Genomic DNA, 23731 nt, shown 5'->3' with positions numbered 1-23731 from the left:
ATTTTGAATAAGATGAAAATAAAAACCAAACTTACATTCGGTGTGGGGGCACTGTTTCTCATGATCTTTTTACTTGCCGCGTTAAGTGGCTGGTATGTGAACCGATTAAAAAAAGATACCGCAAATATATTGACGGCGAACTATAATACGCTGCTGTATGCCAAAAATATGTTATTGGCACTGGAGGAAATTCCTGTAGAAAAAACTGCTTTTAAGAACTTCGAGGTCAACCTTGACAAACAACGGAGAAATGTTACTGAAGTCGGAGAGCAACAAACAACGAACGCGATTGCTGAACATTTTTTAAAACTGAAATATAATCCCTTAGACATCACTATTATCTCGTCCATCAGAAAGGATATTGCTTTGTTAATGGAGCAAAATATGACGGCAATTTCTCGGAAGAGTATTGTTGCGGATCGCACCGCAGAACATGCCATTCTGGTCATTTCATTTGCTGGGGCACTCTGTTTTATTATTGCTTTTATATTGCTGGTCAATTTGCCATCCAATATAGCTGATCCCATAGCAAAATTGACAGCGAGTATTCGACAGATTGCAGGACAGAACTACAAAGAACGAATTCAGGTACAGAGCGGAGGTGAGTTTGCTGAACTCGTCGCTTCATTCAATTCCATGGCAGAGAAATTGGAAGAATACGCTGAAAGTAAACTTGAAAAAATTTTAAAGGAAAAAAGTCGAATCGAGTCTCTTGTTGATCATATGCATGATCCGGTGATAGGCTTCGACGAAGAGCGACGTGTTATTTTTGTCAACGAGGAAGCGCTTCGCATCACCAATCTACATAAAGATCAACTTCTCGGAAGATCTGCTTTGGCGGTTTCAGATGAAAATGATCTTGCTAAAGATATTTTTAAAGACCTATTCCTTCCTGTGGAGCAACGTGAAAAGAATGCTGTTAAAATTTATGCGGACGATAGAGAAAGCTATTTTGAGAAAGATGTTATCGATATCAATGTTTTGCCGACAGGTGAACTGGAATCAAAGTTTATTGGGCAGGTGGTTATCCTAAAGAATATTACGCCATTTAAGGAACTTGATCTTGCAAAAACAAACTTTATCGGCACCGTTTCTCACGAGTTCAAAACACCTATTGCAGCGATTCAGATGGGAGTTCAATTGCTGGAGAACGAGCAAATAGGCCCGTTGAATACCGAACAGCTCGCGCTTGTAAATGGAATAAAGGATGATTCCAACCGCTTACTTCAGATTACAGGCGAACTGTTAAATATGACCCAAGTTGAAAGCGGTTCTATTCAGATTAATTTACATACGACAGAAATACAGCCTATTATTGAATACGCAGTCATGGCTAATCAATTTGCTGCCAACCAGAAAAATATTCATTTTACTATTGAAGTAGCGCCGACGGCGAAGTACATTGTTGCTGACAATGAAAAAACAGCGTGGGTATTGACAAATTTCCTTTCCAATGCAGTACGATATTCCTACGAAGATTCTGTCATCCATATAGCCGTTGAAAGTATAGGACTTAAAACCAGATTTACCGTAAAAGACAATGGACAAGGAATAGAAGCTAAGTACCTCGAGAAAATCTTTGCACGTTACTTTCGTGTGCCGGGCTCTAAGAAAGGGGGAACCGGTCTTGGTTTAAGTATCAGTAAAGAGTTTATAGAAGCACAGGGGGGAGAAATCGGCGTTGAAAGTGATTATGGTGCTGGAAGTTCTTTTTATTTTTCATTGCGCAGTGCGGCTTCCAATGAAAACTAATGTCTCCGATGGATAATTATTTTATAATATCCAATAATTCTACGTCAATGGCTCCAGCATTTTCCGCTAGATTCGGATCTACACCATGTGCATAATAGAGGTCTATCATATTTGTAACCAGACGTTTCAGACTTTTTTTTACCGTTATTTTTATCCATTTAGGTAAACTATCGTCTTTTCTAAAGCGGCAATGCGCTACTTACTCGAATGATTCATGATTTTGTTGCTATTTTTGGAGTGTTCAGAATGGGGTTTCTGAGGGATGAAATTTTTACACGTTGCGTCCATGATTAAAATTTACCACAATATACATTGTAGCAAGAGCTGCAATGTACTGAAACTGTTAGAAAAGCATAGCGCTCAATTTGAGGTACACGATTATCTTAATGAAGTGCCGACGAAGGCACAATTAGTCGAGTTATTGGGGCAACTCAGGATAACACCTTTTGAGCTCATTAGAAAAGGAGAATCGGTGTTTCAAGAGAAATTTCAAAACCGTCAACTGACGGATGAGCAATGGATAGATGTGCTACTCGCGCATCCTATTTTGATTGAGCGACCCATCGTGGTAAAGGACGGTGTCGCAATAATTGGCAGGCCGATTGAAAAAGTCATAGAACTCATTGCCATCAAACCATAGCAATCGCTTAATTTTTTTTTAAGTTATTTCAAATATTGAATATTGAGCTACAAATATCGTCAAAATTTGACCTAATATAGGTTCTAGATGTACTGATTGAATAATTATATGCAGATTTATAGCATCAAATGAAAGATGCTACACGCATTTAATAATATATAGCATACTAACAATAAATAATTTTGGTTTGAAAAGAATACTACTTGTACTATTTATTTTGCTCATTGCATTTTTAGTGACAGCCTTTTTTGTGAAAGTCAATAAAAACGAGACTTTGTTGTATAAAATGCAGCAGTGGATGACGTATGATAAGACGGATTGGGGAAATTATGAACACAATAAGAAACTTCTTGCTGCTGTAACAAACGAATCCGCTATGACCGATGTGGTTGCGGCCGCTCCAGAAAATGACTTATATCCAGTGGATACAAATCGCGTATCGCCGGAGTTTATGGCATTGGAAATCGAAAGAATTAAAAAAGCCGATTTTGGACGATTAGTGGCCACGAAGTTGGCGCCAGACCATGAAGACGCGCAGATCGCATTAATTCATCTCACAGATCGGAAATTGACTGATGTCATTATCAATCAAAAGATCAATATTAAAGTTGGAACCTGTTATCAAAATCCGAACATATCAGGTTATTATCGCTGCGTAAGTTGCATGATTTTACTGTATAATCGAGAGAAGAAAGATTGGGTTGAAGCTCCAAACGGAGAGAATTTTATGAAAAATGCCTATGACTTTTATCAAACGTCGGAAGGAGATATTTGGCAGGCACGCGAATTATCCATGCAGATCCCTTATGATTATGCTTTAGTTGCAAAGTATAGCAAGTAAGTTTTTATGCAGTTAATAGCCATAGGATTATGTTGAAATTTTTTAAAGAATTATTAAATGCAGCGAAGCTTGGCGTAAATGAGCCCAAAGAAGAACTCAGTTTGAAAGCTGGAGAGGAACAAAAGGCTGACAGCACATTGATCGATAGCAACATAATCTTGGGTATTCCTTATGAAGAACAGTTTGGTAACGCACTTGGAGCCGCATTTAGGGTGATTGTTTTTGGAGACTGGTTTACCGTATCCGGAAGTAACGGCGATGACGGGAGCTATCCTCTTCACTTATATCAATTTGGAAATTATCCAAAAATTGATCAATACAAAAATGATTTTATCAGACTGTTAAAAAGTGACTTTGCTATCGAAGATACGGAAAGTTGTCTCGATAGTTTGAGTTCATATTTTAATTTGCTTGGCATAGAAAAGAGAGGAACCGCATTGGAGGAAAAAAATGGTCAAATTGATACAGATGTTTGGAACATTTCCAAAGTAGGGGTAGATGCTTTTGCTATTGCTATAATAAGTTATATTACTACATCTGCAACCGACGCTGGGTACCTTTCAAAACCTGTGGCTTCAAATATTCTAAAGAATTTGTCGCACTATGCGAAAAAGCATTTTGGTGATTGGTTTTTATTTGCCGATTATTTTTTAGAAGGAGAGAACCATGTAGGTTTAACTAGCAAAATCAGGAAATCTTATTTGAAAAGATACATCGGATATTTGAGGGAAAAGAAAGGAAGTCCCTGGAATAATATAGCATGGCGTGCAGGAAGCCCGTCTGGAATACTAACACATTTGACTTGGAGATTCCAGCTGAAAAAATATCTTCATATCGAAGAATTTGAAAATGAAGTTAACGCGTATCAAAAAGGTACAGTTGAAAAATGGAATCATTGGATCCCGAATCAAATTGTCGTTGACAAAGCACAAATTGAGGTCTGCTATCGTGTATGGATACGGAGTATGAACGATTTAGAAGAAAATGAATATTTATTGGACAATGAGATAGAGGCCTTTTCTGAAGATAAGAATCACGCTGGATTTTACCAGGTAGAATTGTGCGCAAAATTAAAGTCTTCAAATAGCCGATATTTTACGGCGTTGGATTTGCTTTATCAATTGGAGCAACAAATCGCTCAGAAAGAACTCCGAGACCATGTCTTTTTTGAAGGATTGGATGTAATTGAAAAAGATGAAGAGGGAATTCCGATGTTCTATCTGAGTTGTGGAAGTTAAAACACTAACTGATTCGGCGAATGTACGAATCAGTCAGCTTTATCTACGCAAAGGTTCGGTCGATGGTCCTACTCAATGTTACCCTTATATTTGATTGCATCATTGACATAGAGCACTGATTTCTTGGCATCGTATCGATAGCTATCCTTTTGGTAAATGTCATTATCAACTTTATCTAGGAGAATGTTATTTTTACTGGCTTCAGGTAAAAATAATTCTGCCTTTGACTTATCTTCGCTTAGCACAACGAAGGCACTTATAACGGCTTTTCCTTTTTCTACATCAACCGGATTTAAGCGAAAGCCAATAGTAAAGACCTGGATACAGCCCTGCTTGATCTCACTCCATGTTTGTCCTGCCGATACAAGACAGCCGTGCTCATCCTTGCTGCCGCCGATTGATGGCGTTTCTCCTTTCACGCTGTCAGTCGCTGAATGTGTGGTTTCATTGTCCCTTTGAGCATTGTTACAAGCGGCTAAAGTAACAAGGCCGGCTACTATACATGCTAATTTTCTCATATGAATCAGGTTTTAAATTTCATGATGTTCATACAATAAATATACCACAGTGTTTCATCCTTAATAGATATATTGATGAGACTTCAGACCCTATTATAGATGAACTATACAGCTCAGTTATTTTCTTATTTTACATGCAGAAAGCTGCCTACTAGTTAGATTAATCAATTATAGGTGGGGGGTGTTAAAGCTTTACCGTTCATGATGCATATAACGTTCCAACCTTCGTATGCGCTGTTTATTCTTACCATCGACACGGGATGCAACTGCCCATATAGCTGCGGGAATCCAGCCCAGTATGGTCATCTGCAGAATCAAACAGAGGATACCGCTTAGGATCTTTCCGCGCAAAAAGAATGATAACCAAGGAAGTAAAACTGCTATTAATATCATAAATAATCGGTGAATTATAGAATAAAATACAAATCAGCGTATTGATTTATAAAAGTCGAAAATAATATCGACTAAAGCAAATTGCGTTACTTTTTTACTCTGTTTAAATGCATTAATAGGCAATGCGTAAAGGTTACGTTTTGTCAGAAAAAGTAAATGTTAAGAAAACTTAAAATATACTATTTGATCATTAAATTTTAAAATTTTAGCTTGGAGTGGCACCAATGTTGATATCTTCCTATCGTATAGCGTAGGTGCAGTTAACATAGAATAAATGACGGAAAACATGAGTAGTATTATTGAAAATTTAAACAACAAATATAGTGGATACCTGGAAGATGAAGGAAAATGGCTCAATGAAGGGTTTCAAAATATTTTTATCGATGGCGTGCCGAGTAAAGAAAATCTGAAAACATCAGTTTACCTCATGTTGCCACAAGAGATAAGAGAATACGTCGATCAATTGTTACCGAAAGACTGATTGTAAGTCCCCGACGACTTCAGATAATAGGCGATATGGCCCTATTTCATTTGCAAATAACTACAAATTTATTTTAGTTTGAAGATCTTTACGACGTATTAAAATCGTAACTCAAAAAAATAATTTGATTGATAATTCCCATGAGGCCATTTCACTTTCTATTCCAAGCTACATCTTGTCTGATTTTTTTATCTGGTATCCTGTATTCCTGTCAACCGAAAAACGGGGATAGGGTGATACTTGAAAAAATGGATAAAACATTCAATGTGTCCAGATTTTATGAACCCAAAATAAAGAGGAGTGAGGAATTGTTGCATGCAGATGTTAAAAATATGGATAAAAAAAGGCTAAAGGAAATCTTTGAAACTGCTATATTTAAAAAGGATACCCTGGCTATTTTCAATTCGGAAGGCAGTCTACCGACCGCATTTTACCTGGAATCTACCGGTGGTTGGGGGACAAGAAAGTTAAAGCCAGTCAAAAATTTTGGATATCGTTATGCCACTGTTTCTTACAATGAAGAAAAAGATACCATAGCGCTCTTTAACGGAGTCTCATTTCCTTCCCTAACGATGGCGGAAGATCAAGGTGGTAAATTTGCTTATCTAAATGCGATGAAGAGCTCAAAAAATAGCGATGATTTTGATAAAATTCATCGCTATTTACAAAAAAACTATAGAGCACTAAAGCTTCAGAATGATGTCGGCGGCAGTATAGAAGGTTGGGAAAGCGAAGATTTTTATTATTTTTTACTAAAAAAAAATAGACGGGAAGAACAGATTTTCTCATTCGGGGAAGATGAAGACAATAAACCTGCAATCACTGAAATTGTCGATATCCGTTTGGAGATTTACGGTAAAATGTATATCCAAACGATGAGAAAAGAACACGTTTATCTACCAGATTATATCCCTCATGGCAATGAATAGACGTACAAATGGTTAGACACTCAGTCTTGATAAATCCACTAGCTTTAAATCTATCATCATTTCTCGATTCGCCAAAGAATAGGAACAGTAAAGAATAACAAAAGCAGATAAAGGAAATCAATACCCATAATAAAAAAATAATGATATAACTTTTGTTTTCGACATTTTTTATATATTTGTCGAACAATGACAGGTCAACAGGAAAATATTAGAGAAGAAATTATCTTATCTTCCATGAAAGTGTTTGAAACATATGGATTTGCAAGAGTCTCTATGCAGGATATTTCAAAAGCTTGTGGAAAGGGGCGGAGCACTTTGTATTATTATTTTACCAGTAAAATGGACGTGTTCGATGCAATTGCGGAGTACCTGTGTCAACAAGTATTTCAAGTTGCGAGTCAAACATATCATAGAGATGCTACATTGGAAGATAACCTAGTTGGTTTTTTACAGGCAAAATTGCGCCAAATCAACTTAATCACTAAGCGTTTTCATCTCGCATTTGAAGACATGAAGTCAGATCCAGCTTTGATGGTTTCAAAAACGCGTTACATGTTGGATGACGAAATCAAGCTGATCCGTGAAATGATTGAATTGGCCATTAAGAAAGAGGAGATTCAGCCACTTGGCGAAAATGACATCTTATTCTTATCGGAAATGTTAGTGACCACATCGCGTTGTTTTGAGCAGGAAGTTTTACTCTTTGATCGTTTTCCAGATTTTGAAGCCCGACTTTCTTGGCTAACAAGTATCTGTGTCAAGGGGCTTCGCTAATAGTTTTACAATAAGGAAAATTTTTTGGATAGTGAGGAATATACCTGCTGTTTTTTTGTTTTCTGATTCGACATTAATACAAAATATGTCTATATTAATTTTTAAACTCTTTTAATAAAAAACATATATGGGGAAAAGTACTGTGGCATTAAATGCAAAAGTGGGCAAGTCGGTAAAGCGTGTTGCATCAGAAAGGTGCATTTTGATTATGGTGGAGGGAGAGCAAGCCGGCCGTACTGAGATTATGGGACTGTTGGATCCAGATATAGATTGTTATTTATTAATCAACAGTGATGTAGAGCGGTTGGATGGGCTTGCTCTTGCGCTGGAAAATGAAAATAAAAAAGTTCGACTAGCCCGGGACATTGAAGAACTAAAGCAGATGCACTTTTTGAGCCATCACCTACAACAAATTGCCGTTAAAATTTTGAAATAATCTAAATATGTATAAAGTAGTTTATTCGTTGTCTCGCAAGCTAAAATGGAGAGCCAGCGAGATTTATCATTTTCTCTATCAGAGTTTCCCTGAGATAAAAAATATTGATCTCATGTTGGATGACCAACAATTTCTGCTTGTCCTTCGGATGAGTAGCCGACTAGAATTCTCTATTCTGAATATATGTCAGCAGCAAGGTTTGACAATGCAATTTGTACAAGTAGAGGATACTGATTAGTGCATCTGGTTTATAACACTTCGTATATTTAAAGTGCTTTTTAACCCAGTATGTGATGAGCCATAAAGAAACTGCAATTTGAGCCTTCGAATAATGCTAATTTAAAAGTTACTATTTACTTTTACTTTAATTCCTTCAAAACATTTTTCACATCCAGTGGTTATTTTTATCGCGTGGATGGATTTAGGAGCTATGGGGATTTTAGGCATTTATTCAAAAATAATATAACGATTTTATCAAGTATGAGTACATTTTCAATTAAAGCGTTTGGCACAAGCGCACCAGCTGCCGAGCTGCAACAGATGGCTATTGAACGGCGTGAAGTCACTGGAAAAGATGTCGAGATTGATATCTTATTTTGTGGTGTTTGTCATTCTGACTTACATACAGCGCGAAACGAGTGGGGTGGGACTGTTTACCCAAATGTACCCGGCCATGAAATTGTAGGACGAATTACTAAAGTTGGGGATGCTGTAACCAAGTTTAAAGTCGGCGATTTAGCCGGCGTAGGTTGTATGGTAGATAGTTGTCGTGAATGTGAAAGTTGCAAAGAAGGGCTGGAACAATATTGTGAAAATGGAAATATCCAAACATACAATGGACACGATAAACATCTCAACAAACAGACGTTTGGTGGTTATTCCGAACGCATAGTGGTGGATGAGGGTTTTGTGCTTCATATCCCTGCAAATTTGGACCTCGCAGCAACAGCTCCTTTATTGTGTGCCGGAATTACTACCTATTCCCCGTTGAGACATTGGAATGTCGGACCAGGACAAAAAGTTGGTATAGTTGGTATTGGTGGTTTGGGACATATGGGTGTCAAAATAGCCAAAGCAATGGGCGCTCAAGTGGTTGTGATTACAACTTCTGTTTCGAAAGTCGACGATGCTAAACGGTTAGGTGCTGATGAAGTCATCTTATCAACCGATGCAGAACAAATGAAAGAGCATGCGGGAACATTACATTTCATTTTAGACTGCGTTTCGGCACAGCATGACATCAATGCCTATTTAAGTTTATTGAAGCGGGACGGTTCACTGACCCTTGTCGGTGCTCCAGAACATCCATTACCCGTCGCTCCGTTTAGTCTGATTCCAACGCGTAAAAGTTTTTCAGGCTCGATGATCGGTGGAATTGCAGAAACGCAGGAGATGCTTGATTTTTGCGGTAAGCACAATATTACATCCGATATCGAGCTAATTAAAATGCAGGATATCAATCATGCCTACGACAGGTTACTGAAAAGTGATGTTAAATATAGGTTTGTTATCGATATGGCAAGTTTGAAAAACTAATCCAATATAATTTTTCAACCCTGAACCATCAGGCATCATATCTATTACTCTTGATGGTTTAGTTTGTATAGCATTAATGATGACTAATTGCTGCACTGACCATTTGTGCCGAAGAGTTGTTAGCTAAGATTAGGGAATGGAAAATTCGTCATTTTATGGAAAAAATTAAAGTTACTATATTTTGGTTTCGGCGGGACTTACGCTTAGACGATAATAGCGGTCTTGCTCGCGCGCTGACGATTGGAATCCCTGTATTGCCCATATTCATATTTGATGAGGAAATTTTGGAGCAATTGGAAGATAAACGGGACCGTAGGCTTCATTACATTCATCAAGCGCTAACGCATATCAATGCTGTACTGCAAGAAAGTGGTGCCTCGTTAAATACATTTTACGGTAAACCTATCAATATTTTTAAAAACCTAGCTGAAAAATTTGACATCCAGGGAGTTTATTGTAATCGAGATTATGAGCCGAAGGCAATTCGTAGGGACAAGGAAATTTTCGAATATTGCAAATCGATTGAAATTCCTTTCAAAGCTATAAAAGATCAGGTAATTTTTGATAAGGGAGACATTTTAAAGAATGATGGAACGCCATATACGGTTTATACACCGTATGCAAAAAAATGGCGGGAGAAATTGAGCCCCGACGATTATCGTTCCTATACTTATGGAACGGAATTTTTCTTTCAGCAAAAACAGCAGCGAATCATTCCGTTAAAACAGATGGGTTTCTTAGAAACAGACCTCATTTTTGAAGAACCGCATCTGGATGCCAGTATCATAGACCATTACGATGAAACACGCGATTATCCAGCTTTAACGGGTACCACCAAATTGGGGATAGCACTTCGTTTTGGAACCATCAGTGTTCGTAAATGTGTTGCATTTGCGTTAAAACATAATGCAACATGGTTATCTGAGTTGATCTGGCGTGAATTTTTTATGCAGATACTTTATCACTATCCCCATGTCGTTACCGAATCCTTTAGAAAGCAATACGACACTATACCATGGCGGAATGATGAAGAGGAATTTCTGCAATGGTGCAAGGGAGAGACCGGATATCCCATGGTCGATGCAGGCATGCGACAATTGAATACTTCAGGCTATATGCACAATCGTGTACGAATGGTCGTGGCAAGTTTTCTTTGCAAGCATTTATTGGTCGACTGGAGGTGGGGGGAGGCTTACTTCGCTCAAAAGCTAAATGATTATGACCTGTCTGCCAACAATGGCAACTGGCAGTGGGCCGCTGGGAGTGGCTGTGATGCTGCACCTTATTTTCGGGTTTTCAATCCGGCTCTGCAGGCGGAAAAGTTTGATAAAAATCAGGAATATATAAAAAAGTGGGTACCGGAATTTGGTACTGCAGATTATTGCCAGCCTACGGTAGACCACCAAATGGCTCGCGATCGAGCAATAAAAACCTATTCAACGGCTTTGAAATAAAAATGCCAATGTCTGCCTAGAACGTCAGGTTTTACTAACTGGCAAACAGGGATAGACATTGGCTATTTGTGAATTTACTAATCTAAGAATTCATCAACAAAAGCGTCAAACACCTGTGGATTTTCGGCTTGAACCCAGTGACCTGCATTAGGTATTGTTTTAAACTCAGCATTTGGAAATTGTTCCTTGATCTTTGCCTTATCTTCCGGTAATATATATCTTGATTTCTCGCCCGCTAAAAATAAAGTGGGGCCGCTATATATCCCTGATTTTACCCCTACTGTTATAAATTCAGTATATTTATTTTTTAAAACATCCAAGTTAAATCGCCAATCTAATTTTCGATCTGCTCTGATATATACATTTTTTAATAAAAATTGGATAACACCAGGGTCGTTTAAATAGTGCTCAATCTTATCTTGTACATCCTTTCTAGTTTCTAACGTCGTGATAGCTACAGCAGACAATGCATCGAAGATATCTTCATGATGTGGAGGATAAGCTTTGGGAGCTATATCAGCGATAATCAGTTTTTCAATTTTTTCTGGATGGTCGATAGCAAATTGCATTGCCACTTTTCCACCCAAAGAGTGCCCCAGAAGTGCTATTTTATCTGTTCCGATGGACCCTAGATAAGTAAGAAGGTCGTCTACCATCACTTCTATTGACATTTCGTCACTGTGAAAGCTACGGCCATGGTTACGTAGATCGAGTAAATGTACCTGTCTTTTCTCCCCGAAACTACGGCCAAAGGATCCCCAGTTATCTGCCATTCCGAATAGACCGTGCAGCACAATTAATGGCGTTCCACCATTATTTGCACCATATATTTTACTGTGTTGTAGTTCTTTCAATGTCATGATAGCTCCAATTTCAAATTTTCATTTGTATGCGATGAGTATATGTAGCGAAGTTAGCTTTTGTTGCTGAATTTTTGAACCAAATTATGTAAAACATTTATCCCTTTAGAAGTTCATTCCATGTTATTATCATTGCCACTTTTCGTCAGATTTCGCAGGGCATTACTGGCTATATATTCTTTGCCGCTCAGCGAAGCAAAAGGTTGATTGTTTACAATGGGAATAAATTTTTATTAAAAGTGATTTTCATCACTTTTTTCTTGAAAAGTAAAATCTATCTTTACTAAAGTAGCACTTAAAAGGATATTATTGAACTTGCTATTAATAAATTTAGCCATAAAAAATATATTATTTGGGGGTTTTCTCTTACGAGAGGCCCCTAATTTTTTTTACCATCGCTCAGGTTAAGTGGAGTGTTTATACACTTTTTCATAGGCTAAATTCTTGGTTTAAAAAAATGCCCCATTTTAGTCGCTTTCAATAAATTATTCAAAATGGTTGAAGAATATCTAGCTATTGAAAACTAAAAAATTGCATTTTCTGCAGTTAATATAATAGGGGAGCCATCAGTAATCAGAATCGTGTGTTCATGCTGAGCCATGAAACCGCCCTTATCGCCAACCATAGTCCAGCCGTCACTGAGTTCAGTCGCGTAAGTTGATGCTGTTGAGATAAAGGTTTCAATAGCAACCACAGTGTTTTTACGAAACCTGCGTTGGTCGAAGCGATTTTTATAATTCAGCAATTCATCAGGCTCTTCGTGCAGACTTTTACCTACACCATGTCCACCAAGATTTTTGATAACTTTATACCCCCTTTTTTTAGCTTCAGTTTCAATAAGATGCCCAATGTCTGCTATTTTTACGCCGCCACGGATGTTATTGATTGCTTTTAGAAGAATTTCTTTGGACGCTGTTACCAATTTTTCATGTTGATGTATATCTTTTCCGATAACAAAGGAACATCCATTATCAGCCCAATAGCCATCGAGCTCTGCAGATACATCAATATTGATCAAATCAGCCTCTTGCAGTATCCTTTCTGCATGCGGTATTCCGTGACAAAATTCGTTGTTTACACTAATACAGGTATAGCCAGGAAATCCATACGTAAGTGCTGGAGCAGAATTTGCACCCATGCTTTGTAATATTTCGGCTCCATATTCGTCAAGCTCTTTCGTAGACATTCCCACTTGAGCATATTCTATCATGGATTTTAACGTCTTTGCAACAGCATTGCTAGCTTTTTGCATGCCTGTTAATTCGGTTTCATTCGTTATGGACATCGCTAATATTTATTGTGAACATGTAAGATCTGTTCCCAGAACATGTGGTTCTATTGGAATATAAACCGATATAAAATTCTTAATTGAATTCGATTAAAACAGCGATTTAATTCCTATTCAAAGCAAATATACGACATTTTAACAACTAAGGTTACGGAGGACGGATGGTAAAGCATATTTAAGAATGTCAACAGTTTGATCCCTGAAATTTGATGTTTAGACATTTGATTTTTTATGTATCTTTACATAACTTTAATGAGTTGCTATAGATCATTTAAATTGGAAAAAATGGCTTTGTTAGATAATCTGGAGTGGCGCTATGCCACAAAAAAATACGATCCTTCGAAAAAGGTCGCTCAACAAGATGTAGACAAGATTTTGGAAGCTGCACGAATGGCACCCAGTTCCTCGGGTCTTCAGCAGTTTCGTGTAATCGTGATTAAAAATCAGGAATTAAAAGAAAAAATAGTACCCATAGCCTGGGGGCAACAGATTGTTGCTGATAGTTCGCATTTGCTGGTATTTGCAGGATGGGATAAATATACTGACGAGCGAATTGACAGCACTTTTGACCAAATGAATGCATCACGTGGTTTACCACTTGATACAACAGATGAATATAAGAATAACTTAAAAGCACAATTGGCGACTTTTACCGAAGAGCAGCAGGCTGCGCATGCGGCAAAACAAGCCTATATTGCTTTTGGGTTGGCAATTGCGCAAGCAGCAGAACTAGGTATTGATGCAACACCAATGGAAGGTTTTTCAAATGTGGAGTTAGATCAATTGCTAGGATTGGACAAACTTGGGTTGAAGAGCGCGACCATGCTCCCTTTGGGATATCGTATGGAAGGGGAAGACTGGTTGTTGAAATTGAAAAAGTTTAGACTTCCAAAAGAAGAGTTTTTGATCGAACTTACCTAGGCAGTCGCTTTAGCATACTGAAAAGCGTTTCAAATAATTTTTGAAACGCTTTTTTTTCGCTCTTAATGCTATTGAAATTGATGAGCAATGCGATTGAGTATCGTGCAGACATTTTTAGGTTTACTATTGTCCAACGGCTAAAATAATTCTATTTTTCCAACGTAATTGCCTTTACAGCGAATGCGAAGTGATTATAGATAGAAGATAAACTTGCATTCAAAAGTGTTTAGAAGAAAAGGGCGCATATTTGTTGAAACGTTTATCTTTTTGCTTCTATATTTTCCAATAATTCGATGGCATCGTAAAGAACACCTGCTTCACCTCTAAAAGTTCCTGAACCCTCTGGTTTGTTATCCTTTGTGTACCATTCATAAAAACCTTTATTTTTGATAACACGGGCAAGCATCGGCTGTATTTGCGTATAAGCTTCCTGTTGAAAGCCATTTTTAACGAGCTGCTGAATCATACGACCACCAAACCAGGTCCAGTCCCCACCATTTTGATAACCGTAAGGATACATGCCTTTGTTCTTAAACGAGCCTGCCGGATAAGTCGGGTACACAGTAAGTCCAATTGTTGCTGCACCAGCGTCCTTTACATTTTTAATCATTTTATCCAATGAAACTTTTATTTGCTCTTTGCTGAGCAAATTAGCCTCAATAGCAATTGCTGTTCCACCATGATAATAGATTTGATTTTCATCAAAATCAGCCGCAAAAGGAGAGCCTTTGATATAAATATGGGGAATAAACTTTTGGTTCTTTTCATCCCAAAGGTGTTTCATGGTATTACTTGCTATAGACGCTCTGATTTTTCCCCACTTTTCTTTTTTCTCAGGGAAAAGATCCATGTAATTGTCAAGCGCGATCAAAAACATTGCATTGTCGTAGATGTCCAAAGCAATATGCGAATTTTCATCGAGGTGGACACCCCAATCGTGTTCAGGTTGAACGTCACCCCAATCGACCGTAGTTGCTCCCCAAAGTAAACCATAAGTAGCATTATAACGTTTGCCCAATAAAAATTGTAAAGCATGCTCCATGCAATCCTTTACAGTCGAATTTCCAATTTTTCCATCGAGAAAAGCCTTATCTTTCGTTGCAGCGATATATTTATGTACCGCTTGGATTAAAGAAGACTCCTGGTCCGTTTCAACTGTATTTTTGTGTGCTGCATAATCAGGAGCTAAGGGACTAGTGATGGTATAATAGTCCGATACGCCATTTTTTAAGCTGGATTTTTTGACAAAACCATCGGCAATATTACCATCAGGACCTTGTAGCTTAAAAAACAAAGCTAATTGATCTTTGATCTGTTCATGGGGATGTACTTTTGTTGCTAAGGTGATAAATGTATTGTAATCTCTAATCCACACCTCACTGTATCCATCCCCCGCATTGAATCCACTTTTAATGACGTTCGTAGCCATATCTTTTACAAGATTGAAACTGCTGTCTTTTTGGATGCTGTCCTGTAAATTGTTTGTCGAAACTTTACCGCCAGCATTTTGGCAGGACAGTAATAGGAGAGACGAAGATAATGCAAAAAATATAGTTCCCATTGTGCTGTTAGTTTATAGTAAATGGTTTGATTAACATTTGGATTCTTTGACAAAAGATTGGATAACCTTTGCCTTATCGTTTCCTAAATTACGCAATGTATAGGATCCAGCAGCAGCAGGAACAGCAAAAGTCTCTGCATAATGAAAGACTTTCTTCATGCCATTTGCTGTCGTCAGCTCAATTGCCTCCCCCTCCACAAGCATCATGATGTGACACTGTCCTTGTGTTTCAATTGCAACATCCTCATCGAATTCGTATCTAAAAACATCGTAGAAATGATCTTCATGCGTTGGCAAATGTATTCTTGTTGCTTGCGCATCAAGGGCTACTTCAGTGGGCTGAGCGAGTAGTGTGTTTTTTACGACATCACCTTTTCGGCTAAAATTGAGGTTGGCGAATGCTCTATCAATATTTAATGGGCGTGGTTTCCCATCTAAATCCGGACGCAACCAGTCGTACATTTTAAAGGTATAATTGTAAGGTGTTGCACTGATTTCGAGTACGAGATTATTCACGCCGGAAGAATGTACGGTACCGTGTGGTATCAAATACAATTGGTGTTTCTTGGATTCGAATTTTTGAACGTATTGCTCGATATCTATGGCTGTTCCAGTATGGAAGCTCTCTTCTAAAGCTGAGCGAAATTTGTCTGCATCAATGGATTGCTGAAAGCCCAGATACACTTGTGCGTCCTCTTTTCTATCAACGATATAGTATGATTCGTCCTGTGTAAAGTTTTCTCCAAATTCTGTTTTTGCATAGGCTGGACTAGGGTGACATTGAATGGATAGGTTGCCGCCATTAAAGGTATCCAGAAAATTGAAGCGTATTGGGAATTCAACATCGAAACGTTGCTGTGCATGCCCCAGTACGTTGGCACTTTCTTGAAACATCAATTGATCAAATGAAATTTCGAGTGTATGTCCATCTGCTTCGAGCAAAATGCCATTCTCAGGGACAATCATTTCGAAGGACCACGCATAGTTTTTGACATGCTGATCTATGCCTGAAAGGTGCTCTTTCATCCACTGTCCACCCCATACGCCGGGTTCAAAAGTTGGTCGTACGCGGAAGTAATTTTGGGACATGGCTCGCAACGTATCGCGTAGATCTTTCCGTGTGATCCATGGTAAGCTATGGGACGATTGTTGATCGGCAAGAATTTCGACACGGGAAAGGATGGACCTTTTATGTCTATTCAATATTTCCCAGTCGACAAAATAGTAACGCTTGTAGGTTTCCTTTTGATTGGTCTGTGTTGAACAACCTAAATTTAAAGCTTCTCCCGCACGCATACGTTGAATTAGCACGTTTTTGGGCAGATCAATAAACATCAGCTGACTAGACGTATCGACTAACGATGCTCCAGGGCCATAAAAGATGGTATACTCAGCTTGTCTTGATTCGGAGTTTGCTCGTATGTTTTGAAGGTCCGCAAGCTTTTGGGTGTCAAAGCATTCAATGAGTTGAATCCTGGCTTTTTTTCCAAATAATGGATCGTCGCCACCGAGGTATGGTCCGACAAGCTCCTGGATCGCTGATTCGGCTTTTAAAGCTGAATCCATGGCAATAAATCGTGGGGCTAGGCCCTGTTTTTCAAGTTCTTGCTTCAGGTTGGGGATAATTGTATCCCAGTCAACACCTACAAAACCATCAATGCTATGTATATTATGTGTAATGAGATGTGCAACAAGATTCGGGTAGGAATTTGATAATGTTCCTTGAACCGGAAACTTCGGTGTGATTTCGTACTGAAAAGTTTTGGTTTGCGTATTGGAATACATTTTGATGTAAATTTTTATTGCCAATGAATAATGCTAGAGCAAATAGCTTTTGCTTACTTGTTTGTCGATTTTTTGTAGTGTTTATCAATCCAGAATTTTTCAATCTCCTCCAAAGGTTTGCCCTTTGTTTCCGGAAGGAATACAAGTACGACAAGGAATGCGATGGCACAGAAAAGTGCAAACAACCAGAACGTATAGCAGGCGCCCCAGGAAGCGAGAAGAATAGGCGTTAGTTGCCCCACGGTCGCATCGGAAATCCACATCACCATAATACTGATACCCATGGCACGAGCCCGGATGGCATTAGGGAAGATTTCGGCTGCGACGACAAATTTTAGTGGGCCAATGGAAAAAGCAAAGAAAAATAAGAACGAAAGTATAGCGATAATCAATGCGATATTATTGACTTGACCTTGATTAAAAAGATATCCAGTAACCAGCAAACTCAGGGTAGCCCCTACCGTTCCCAAAAGATATAAGGGACGTCTACCCCAATTGTCAACCTTCCAGATGGCAAAGAAAGTAAATAACACATTGGCGGCTCCAAAGAATAATTGAGCATGATAGGAATTATTTAATGAAATACCAGATTCAAGCAATATGCTCGGACCATAGTAGACAATTGCGTTTATGCCACTCAGCTGTGAAAATAAAGGAAGGAATAAGCCCAATAGGAAGGCCTTGCGATAAATAGGCGAGAAGAGATCACGTAGATTTCCCTTCGAGGAAACGTTGCCGAACTCTTGTATATCCGATAGTCCTAATGCGTCACTGATTGCTGCAACTTCCGTGTTCCGCCCATTTTTAGATAGCCAACGTGGACTTTCAGGAATAAAGTAAACTCCGATGCATAACAATAAAGCCGGTACTGCACCAACTAAAAACATAGTTCGCCAGAGTTCATTTTGCTGTGCAGAGCTATATTCGAGAATCAAATAATTGCTGATATACGCAAAAAGGATACCGAATGTAATAGCGAGTTGGTAACAGGTGACTGATCTTCCTCTAAATTTACTTGGCGATATTTCCGCGAGATACAAGGGGACAACAATTGATGCTATTCCAACACCCAAGCCCCCAATGATTCTACTTGCAATTAATATGCTATAAGAAGGACTGAATCCACAGCCAATTGCTGAGCATAAAAAGAGCAGTGCAGCAGTAACAAACGCTGGTTTTCGGCCGTATTTATCTGTTAATGGTCCTGTGAAAAATACACCAAAAATACAGCCTAGCAAGGCTGAACTGACAAAAACGCCCTCTTGAGCGGGAGATAGTCCGAAAAATTGCTTTACTAATGGCAATGCACCTGCAATTACAGCCATATCGAAACCGAAAAGGAGTCCTCCAAGTGAAACGATACATAAAATGATGATAAATCTCTTTGACATCTGCTGTTTATATTAATATGTATATACATACAAACATATATCTATTTTTTTAATTATTCAAAAAATCTTATTTTAGCACAAGCAATCCAACTGATGAATTTAAAAATAGATCATAAAAGCCCTGTTCCGCTGCATATACAAGCAGAGAATCTGTTACGCGAATTAATCAAGCAGCCTGAATATATAGAGGGTAAGTTATTGCCCAACGAAATTGAATTAGCAAAAAGATTGGCAATTTCCCGTTCTACTTTGCGTTTGGCGATCAATAAACTAGTCTACGAGGAGTTGCTCATTAGAAAGAAGGGAATAGGCACGAAGGTGGCTAGTTCCAAATTTAGTTCCAAATCCAAGAATTGGCTGAGTTTCTCACAAGAGATGAAAAACCGAGGAATTGAGGTAAAGAATTTTGAGCTTCACGTCAGCTGGGTTGTTCCGGACAAAGCAGTCTCGAAGTTTTTTAATGTAGATGAGGGCCAAAAGCTATTAAAACTAGAACGTCTGAGAGGAAAGAAAGATGACCCATTTGTTTATTTTATCTCTTACTTCCATCCGCGTATAGGTTTAAACGGCGATGAAGATTTTAAGAGACCTTTATATGAGATCTTAGAAGCAGATTATCATGTCATTGCAGATCTTTCTCAGGAAGAGCTGGATGCGATGGCCGCGAATAAATTTATAGCTGATAAATTGGAGATTAATATCGGTGATCCTATTCTGTCCCGCAAGCGCTTTGTATTTGACCAATCTGGGAAGCCTATTGAATATAATTTGGGGTTCTACCGCGCGGAAAGTTTTACCTATACTGTCGAAAGCAGAAGAGATTATTAGGAAATTCACTCATCCTTTTTGAATGGATCAATTGGATGAGTGAATAGCTAATTTATTTATTCTTTTAATGATTCTTTTCCAGGGTAGTTTCAGCCCAGCTTTCTAGGAGAGTTATTGCTTTACTCAGCACGCCTGCTGAACCTTTGAATTTTCCTGATCCACTGGGTACGTTATTTTGACCATACCATTCGTAAAATCCTTTGTTTTTCACAACCCGATCGATCATCGGTTGGAGTTCGGTATAGGCTTCCTGATAAAAGCCATTTAAAACGAGTTGCTGGATCATCCGTCCGCCAAACCAGGTCCAATCACCACCATTTTGGTATTGGTAAGGCTGAGCCATTCCGCCGATGAAAAATCCAACTGGATAGGTTGGGTATAAGGTCAATCCAATACTCGGCATGCCAGATAACCGCACGTTTTCAAGCATTTGTTTGTTGACTGTTTTTATTTCTGAAGGTGTCATTAGCTCCGCTTCTATAGCGATGGCGGTGCCGCCATGATAATGGATCGTATTTTCATCAAATGCTTTAGGAATAGGTGATGTCTTAGGGTATATGTGCGGAATGAATTTTTGTTTTTTCTTATCCCATAAATAACGTCTACTGTTCGTTTCGAGACTCTTTTTTAATCCTTTCCATTCCGCCACCTTGGGAGAGTTGGGCTGGATTTCAATTAAGGTCTGCAATGCAATAATAAACATCGCGTTGTCATAAATATCGATTGCCTCATTGGAAAGTTGGTCATTCCAATCACAACCAAAGCTGTCGTTGGGCTGTACATCTCCCCAATCTGCTGTCATCGCACCCCAAAGTAGCTGATACTTTTGGTTGAACCGTTCCTTTTTCAGATAATCCAACATAAGTTGGATACGGTCTTTTACAGAAATTCCACCGATAGACTCCTCCAAGATACTGTAATCCTTTGATTTTATTATGTATTTACCCAACAATTGGATGAGTGACGTTTCCTGGTCGGTTTCTACCGTGTTTTTAAAACCCACATGATCAGGAGCGTTTTTTGAATAATAGGGTGTATCATCATGCCAGGTAAAGTCTTTCTTTAGTACATAGCCGTCTACCATTTCGCCATTGGGCTGTTGCATCTTAAAAAATACTAAAATAGCCCCTTTAATGTCCGTTTGGGACCGCTCTTCCAATGCGGTTTCGATGAATGTATTGAGATCTCTGGCCCAAATTTGTGAGTAGCCACTTCCCGCATTGAAACCTTCTTTGATGACCTCTCGGGCAAGGCTGTCCACATATTTTAGGTTTTGATCCGCTAGAATGCTTTTTGCTAACTTAAGTTGCGCGATACGGTCTGGTTTTGTTTGTTGTGCTGATAGTTGGGTTCCGAGTAACAGAAGTATTAGACTAAAAAATGTGGTGTTTTTTTTCATTGTGGTTGTATTGTAATTAATGGATTGACAAGTGTACCTGTCAATCATTGGTATTTATTTCAACGTTAATTTGTATTTATTTCAGGCTTGTGATCGAAGATCAGCCGTTCGATGTGTATTTTTTTTGAATTTATTTACTGGTTATATTTTAATATGTATGTACAATCAAAGTTATGGAAAAATGTCAGTATATAGACTTTAACAGTGTTTTATTTGATTAGTATTTAAAATTTTACAAATTTAGGCGTTGCGATGTAATCTGTTAAGTCGTTAAATTAGGTAAGAAAATCTAACTCATGTTTATACATACTGTATTTTTTTGTAAGTTTGCTGTAGAACCTAATTGAGAACAATGGTAAAGCGTATCATTTATTATTTTTGTAGTTTATATGTGAGTACGGCGGCTGTTTTCGCACAGCAGAAAACAGATTTGACCGTTTTTGTAAAACCTAATATTGGATCCGTCCATAGTCGATATTTCTTTTATACACCAGCAGCCGTACCTTTTGGAATGGCTAAGCTCGCTCCGAGCACAAATGGAAGCTATGGGAACAAGTCGGGCTGGGAGGCCGTGGGTTATGACGATAGGCATACTTCAATAGAAGGCTTTGCTAATTTTCACGAATTTCAGGTAGGCGGAGTGGTATTTGCACCATCCGTTGGAAAATTGAAGACAATGCCCGGTCAACTTGATCGTCCACAAAGCGGTTATCGTTCCGATTTTGACAAGAAGGATGAATTTGCCACTTCTGGCTATTACCGTGTCAAGCTAAAAGATTATAATATACTTGCTGAGCTTACGGCAACGAAGCGTGTCGGTTTTCACCGCTATACTTTTCCAAAAACGGAAGAAGCCAACCTTATTTTCGATATTGGCCATGTGATGGGGGAAAGTGGGCCAGTCGTGGATGCTGAGGTCAATTACGACAAACAACACGTGTGGGGCTATGTAGTCACCAATCCTGTATACGTACAAAAATATCAGCAGGGGGCTACGGTCAAAATGTTTTTCTTTGCGGAGATCAATAAACAACCGAAGTCTTTTGGGACATTTAGAGATTCTATAACTTTTGACCAACATACGCGCATAAAAGGAAAAGGAGCTGGAGTATATCTGAAGTTTGGCACTGAAGCAGGCGAATCAATATACATCAAGACGGGTTTATCTTATACTTCTGTAGAAAACGCACAACTGAATTTGCTTAAAGAGGCGAAGGATATGTCGTTTGATGCTGCAAAGAATAATGCCTTGCAAACCTGGAATAGTGAACTGGGAAGAATTTTGGTGGAAGGGGGAAAAGCAGACGACCGCATTAAATTTTATACCGGATTGTATCATGCTTTACTTGGCCGTGGGCTTGCAAGCGATGTAAATGGTGCATATCCCAAAAATGACGGCTCGGTGGGGCAGATTGCCCTAAATAAGCAAGGGCAACCGATTCATCATCATTATAATACCGATGCTATCTGGGGCGCATTTTGGAATTTGACACAGTTGTGGTCTATTGCGTATCCAGACTATTACAACGACTGGATTCAGAGTCAATTGTTGGTCTATCGCGATGCAGGTTGGTTAGGAGACGGTATTGCCAACAGTAAATACGTTTCGGGTGTAGGAACTAATTTTACGGGTTTGGCAATTGCAGCGGCCTATAATGTGGGTATTCGTGACTATGATGTGAATCTTGCTTATACTGCGGTGCGCAAAAATGAATTGGAAGCGAAGGACCGTCTGCCAGGAGCAGGTAAGTTAGATGTCGGAGTCTTTGTCCGTAAAGGCTATTCGCCCTATATTGAAGACAATAGTGTGAGTCCGGAATTAATGACTAGCGGCTCTCCGTTTGGCGCCTCCCACACATTGGAATATGCTTTTTCAGCCGGAGCCGCTTCACAATTTGCAAAATCATTGGGGCACCAAAAAGATTATGTTAAATTTCAGGAATTATCTGACGGGTGGCGCACGCTTTACGATGCCACAACGAAGTTTATGCGCCCAAAGGATAGTGTAGGGAAATTTATATCAAACTTTAATCCTTATGCATCATGGCGTGGATTTCAGGAAGGAAATGCTTGGCAATATACGTTTTACCTTCCGCATGTTCCACAAGAATTGGTTAAGTTGTTAGGAAAGGATTTATTCAACCGACGATTAGATAGTATCTTTACGGTGTCACAGAAGAACGTTTTTGGAGGGGGCACCCATATTGATGCTTTTGCTGGAATTGAAAGTCTCTATAATCATGGTAATCAACCGAACCTGCATATCTCTTGGCTGTTCTATTTTTCTGGTAGACCTGACCTAAGTCAGAAATGGGTTCGGGCAATTTGCAATGAATTTTATGGTACGGATGCCCTACACGGCTATGGCTATGGACAGGATGAAGACCAAGGCCAGCTCGGAGCTTGGTATGTCTTATCCAGTATAGGGCTATTTGATGTACGGAGCTTAACCACCGAACAGCCAGCGTTTCAGATTGGCGCACCTCTGTTCGATCGGGTAACGATACAATTACCGGAGAAATTGCGAAAAAATAAATTTATAATTCAGGTGACTAAAGAGCAGCCCAATAATTATATTGTGGATCAGGTTCGGTGGAATAATCGCCCGTGGAAAGGTTGGCAACTTCCTTTCGAACGTCTGATGGAAGGTGGGATTTTAGAGCTCAAGTTGAAAGGTAACTAAATTTAAACAATAAAAAAATAGCC

22 protein-coding genes are annotated in these 23731 nt (G+C 38.8%); 14 read left to right on the top strand and 8 right to left on the bottom strand.

Going from position 1 to position 23731, the window contains the following annotated elements:
- Positions 1-12 precede the first annotated feature (12 nt).
- The 4 genes from B3E00_RS09725 (at position 13) to B3E00_RS09705 (ending at position 4471) form a co-directional block, all read left to right on the top strand.
- Positions 13-1752, top strand: coding sequence for a HAMP domain-containing sensor histidine kinase (locus tag B3E00_RS09725; protein WP_293879258.1), 1740 nt, complete (start codon positions 13-15; stop codon positions 1750-1752).
- Between the two features lie 286 nt (positions 1753-2038).
- Positions 2039-2392, top strand: a complete 354-nt coding sequence (gene arsC / locus B3E00_RS09715) for an arsenate reductase (glutaredoxin) (RefSeq protein WP_293938320.1) — start codon at positions 2039-2041, stop codon at positions 2390-2392.
- Positions 2393-2579: 187 nt separating this feature from the next.
- Positions 2580-3233: a hypothetical protein gene (locus B3E00_RS09710; RefSeq protein ID WP_293938319.1), complete on the top strand. Its 654-nt coding sequence runs from the start codon at positions 2580-2582 to the stop codon at positions 3231-3233.
- Positions 3234-3262: 29 nt separating this feature from the next.
- Positions 3263-4471: a DUF1266 domain-containing protein gene (locus B3E00_RS09705; RefSeq protein ID WP_293879253.1), complete on the top strand. Its 1209-nt coding sequence runs from the start codon at positions 3263-3265 to the stop codon at positions 4469-4471.
- A 68-nt stretch (positions 4472-4539) separates the two neighbouring features.
- Here the strand turns inward: B3E00_RS09705 and B3E00_RS09700 are convergent, their stop codons facing one another.
- Positions 4540-4989 (bottom strand): hypothetical protein, encoded by a 450-nt coding sequence (locus tag B3E00_RS09700; protein ID WP_293879251.1) that lies wholly within the window; start codon positions 4987-4989, stop codon positions 4540-4542.
- 192 nt (positions 4990-5181) lie between these two features.
- Positions 5182-5382, bottom strand: a complete 201-nt coding sequence (locus tag B3E00_RS09695) for a YqaE/Pmp3 family membrane protein (protein ID WP_293879249.1) — start codon at positions 5380-5382, stop codon at positions 5182-5184.
- Positions 5383-5668: 286 nt separating this feature from the next.
- On the opposite strand from B3E00_RS09695, the gene B3E00_RS09690 reads away from it, so the two are divergent.
- From B3E00_RS09690 to B3E00_RS09660, 7 genes are all read left to right on the top strand, one after another.
- On the top strand, positions 5669-5863 hold the full coding sequence (locus B3E00_RS09690) for a hypothetical protein (RefSeq protein ID WP_293879247.1): 195 nt from the start codon (positions 5669-5671) through the stop codon (positions 5861-5863).
- 248 nt (positions 5864-6111) lie between these two features.
- Positions 6112-6792, top strand: a complete 681-nt coding sequence (locus B3E00_RS09685) for a hypothetical protein (RefSeq protein ID WP_293938318.1) — start codon at positions 6112-6114, stop codon at positions 6790-6792.
- A 186-nt stretch (positions 6793-6978) separates the two neighbouring features.
- Positions 6979-7566 (top strand): TetR/AcrR family transcriptional regulator, encoded by a 588-nt coding sequence (locus B3E00_RS09680; RefSeq protein ID WP_293879243.1) that lies wholly within the window; start codon positions 6979-6981, stop codon positions 7564-7566.
- Positions 7567-7693: 127 nt separating this feature from the next.
- On the top strand, positions 7694-8002 hold the full coding sequence (locus tag B3E00_RS09675; protein WP_293879241.1) for a hypothetical protein: 309 nt from the start codon (positions 7694-7696) through the stop codon (positions 8000-8002).
- Between the two features lie 7 nt (positions 8003-8009).
- On the top strand, positions 8010-8240 hold the full coding sequence (locus B3E00_RS09670) for a hypothetical protein (RefSeq protein WP_293879239.1): 231 nt from the start codon (positions 8010-8012) through the stop codon (positions 8238-8240).
- Positions 8241-8482: 242 nt separating this feature from the next.
- Positions 8483-9538, top strand: coding sequence for an NAD(P)-dependent alcohol dehydrogenase (locus B3E00_RS09665; protein ID WP_209574381.1), 1056 nt, complete (start codon positions 8483-8485; stop codon positions 9536-9538).
- 155 nt (positions 9539-9693) lie between these two features.
- Entirely contained in the window at positions 9694-10992 is a 1299-nt protein-coding gene (locus B3E00_RS09660; RefSeq protein WP_293938317.1) for a cryptochrome/photolyase family protein, read from the top strand.
- A gap of 77 nt (positions 10993-11069) precedes the next feature.
- On the opposite strand, the gene B3E00_RS09655 is transcribed toward B3E00_RS09660, so the two are convergent.
- Both B3E00_RS09655 and map read right to left on the bottom strand, forming a co-directional pair.
- Positions 11070-11852 (bottom strand): alpha/beta fold hydrolase, encoded by a 783-nt coding sequence (locus tag B3E00_RS09655; RefSeq protein WP_209574378.1) that lies wholly within the window; start codon positions 11850-11852, stop codon positions 11070-11072.
- A 523-nt stretch (positions 11853-12375) separates the two neighbouring features.
- Complete coding sequence (gene map, locus B3E00_RS09650) at positions 12376-13137, bottom strand: type I methionyl aminopeptidase (RefSeq protein ID WP_293938315.1); 762 nt, start codon at positions 13135-13137, stop codon at positions 12376-12378.
- A 288-nt stretch (positions 13138-13425) separates the two neighbouring features.
- Here map and B3E00_RS09645 point away from each other — a divergent pair, with 288 nt between their 5' ends.
- Positions 13426-14061: a nitroreductase family protein gene (locus B3E00_RS09645; protein WP_293879230.1), complete on the top strand. Its 636-nt coding sequence runs from the start codon at positions 13426-13428 to the stop codon at positions 14059-14061.
- A 259-nt stretch (positions 14062-14320) separates the two neighbouring features.
- Here B3E00_RS09645 and B3E00_RS09640 read toward each other — a convergent pair whose 3' ends face one another.
- Genes B3E00_RS09640 through B3E00_RS09630 form a run of 3 tightly spaced genes read right to left on the bottom strand, consistent with a single transcriptional unit; the run spans position 14321 to position 18798 of the window.
- A complete protein-coding gene (locus B3E00_RS09640; protein ID WP_293938313.1) occupies positions 14321-15622 on the bottom strand; it encodes an amylo-alpha-1,6-glucosidase in 1302 nt (433 codons plus the stop codon).
- Between the two features lie 30 nt (positions 15623-15652).
- Complete coding sequence (locus B3E00_RS09635) at positions 15653-17407, bottom strand: class I mannose-6-phosphate isomerase (protein ID WP_293938312.1); 1755 nt, start codon at positions 17405-17407, stop codon at positions 15653-15655.
- A 53-nt stretch (positions 17408-17460) separates the two neighbouring features.
- Positions 17461-18798: a sugar porter family MFS transporter gene (locus B3E00_RS09630; RefSeq protein ID WP_293889062.1), complete on the bottom strand. Its 1338-nt coding sequence runs from the start codon at positions 18796-18798 to the stop codon at positions 17461-17463.
- 93 nt (positions 18799-18891) lie between these two features.
- Here B3E00_RS09630 and B3E00_RS09625 point away from each other — a divergent pair, with 93 nt between their 5' ends.
- Entirely contained in the window at positions 18892-19626 is a 735-nt protein-coding gene (locus tag B3E00_RS09625) for a GntR family transcriptional regulator (protein WP_293879222.1), read from the top strand.
- Between the two features lie 64 nt (positions 19627-19690).
- Here the strand turns inward: B3E00_RS09625 and B3E00_RS09620 are convergent, their stop codons facing one another.
- Positions 19691-21025, bottom strand: coding sequence for a hypothetical protein (locus B3E00_RS09620; protein ID WP_293938310.1), 1335 nt, complete (start codon positions 21023-21025; stop codon positions 19691-19693).
- Positions 21026-21377: 352 nt separating this feature from the next.
- On the opposite strand from B3E00_RS09620, the gene B3E00_RS09615 reads away from it, so the two are divergent.
- Positions 21378-23708: a GH92 family glycosyl hydrolase gene (locus B3E00_RS09615; protein ID WP_293938308.1), complete on the top strand. Its 2331-nt coding sequence runs from the start codon at positions 21378-21380 to the stop codon at positions 23706-23708.
- Positions 23709-23731 lie beyond the last annotated feature (23 nt).

Source organism: Sphingobacterium sp. UBA5996 (assembly GCF_002429765.1).
Lineage (GTDB): Bacteria > Bacteroidota > Bacteroidia > Sphingobacteriales > Sphingobacteriaceae > Sphingobacterium.
The sequence above is the reverse complement of the archived record's forward strand: the minus strand, read 5'-3'. Positions and strand labels throughout refer to the sequence as shown.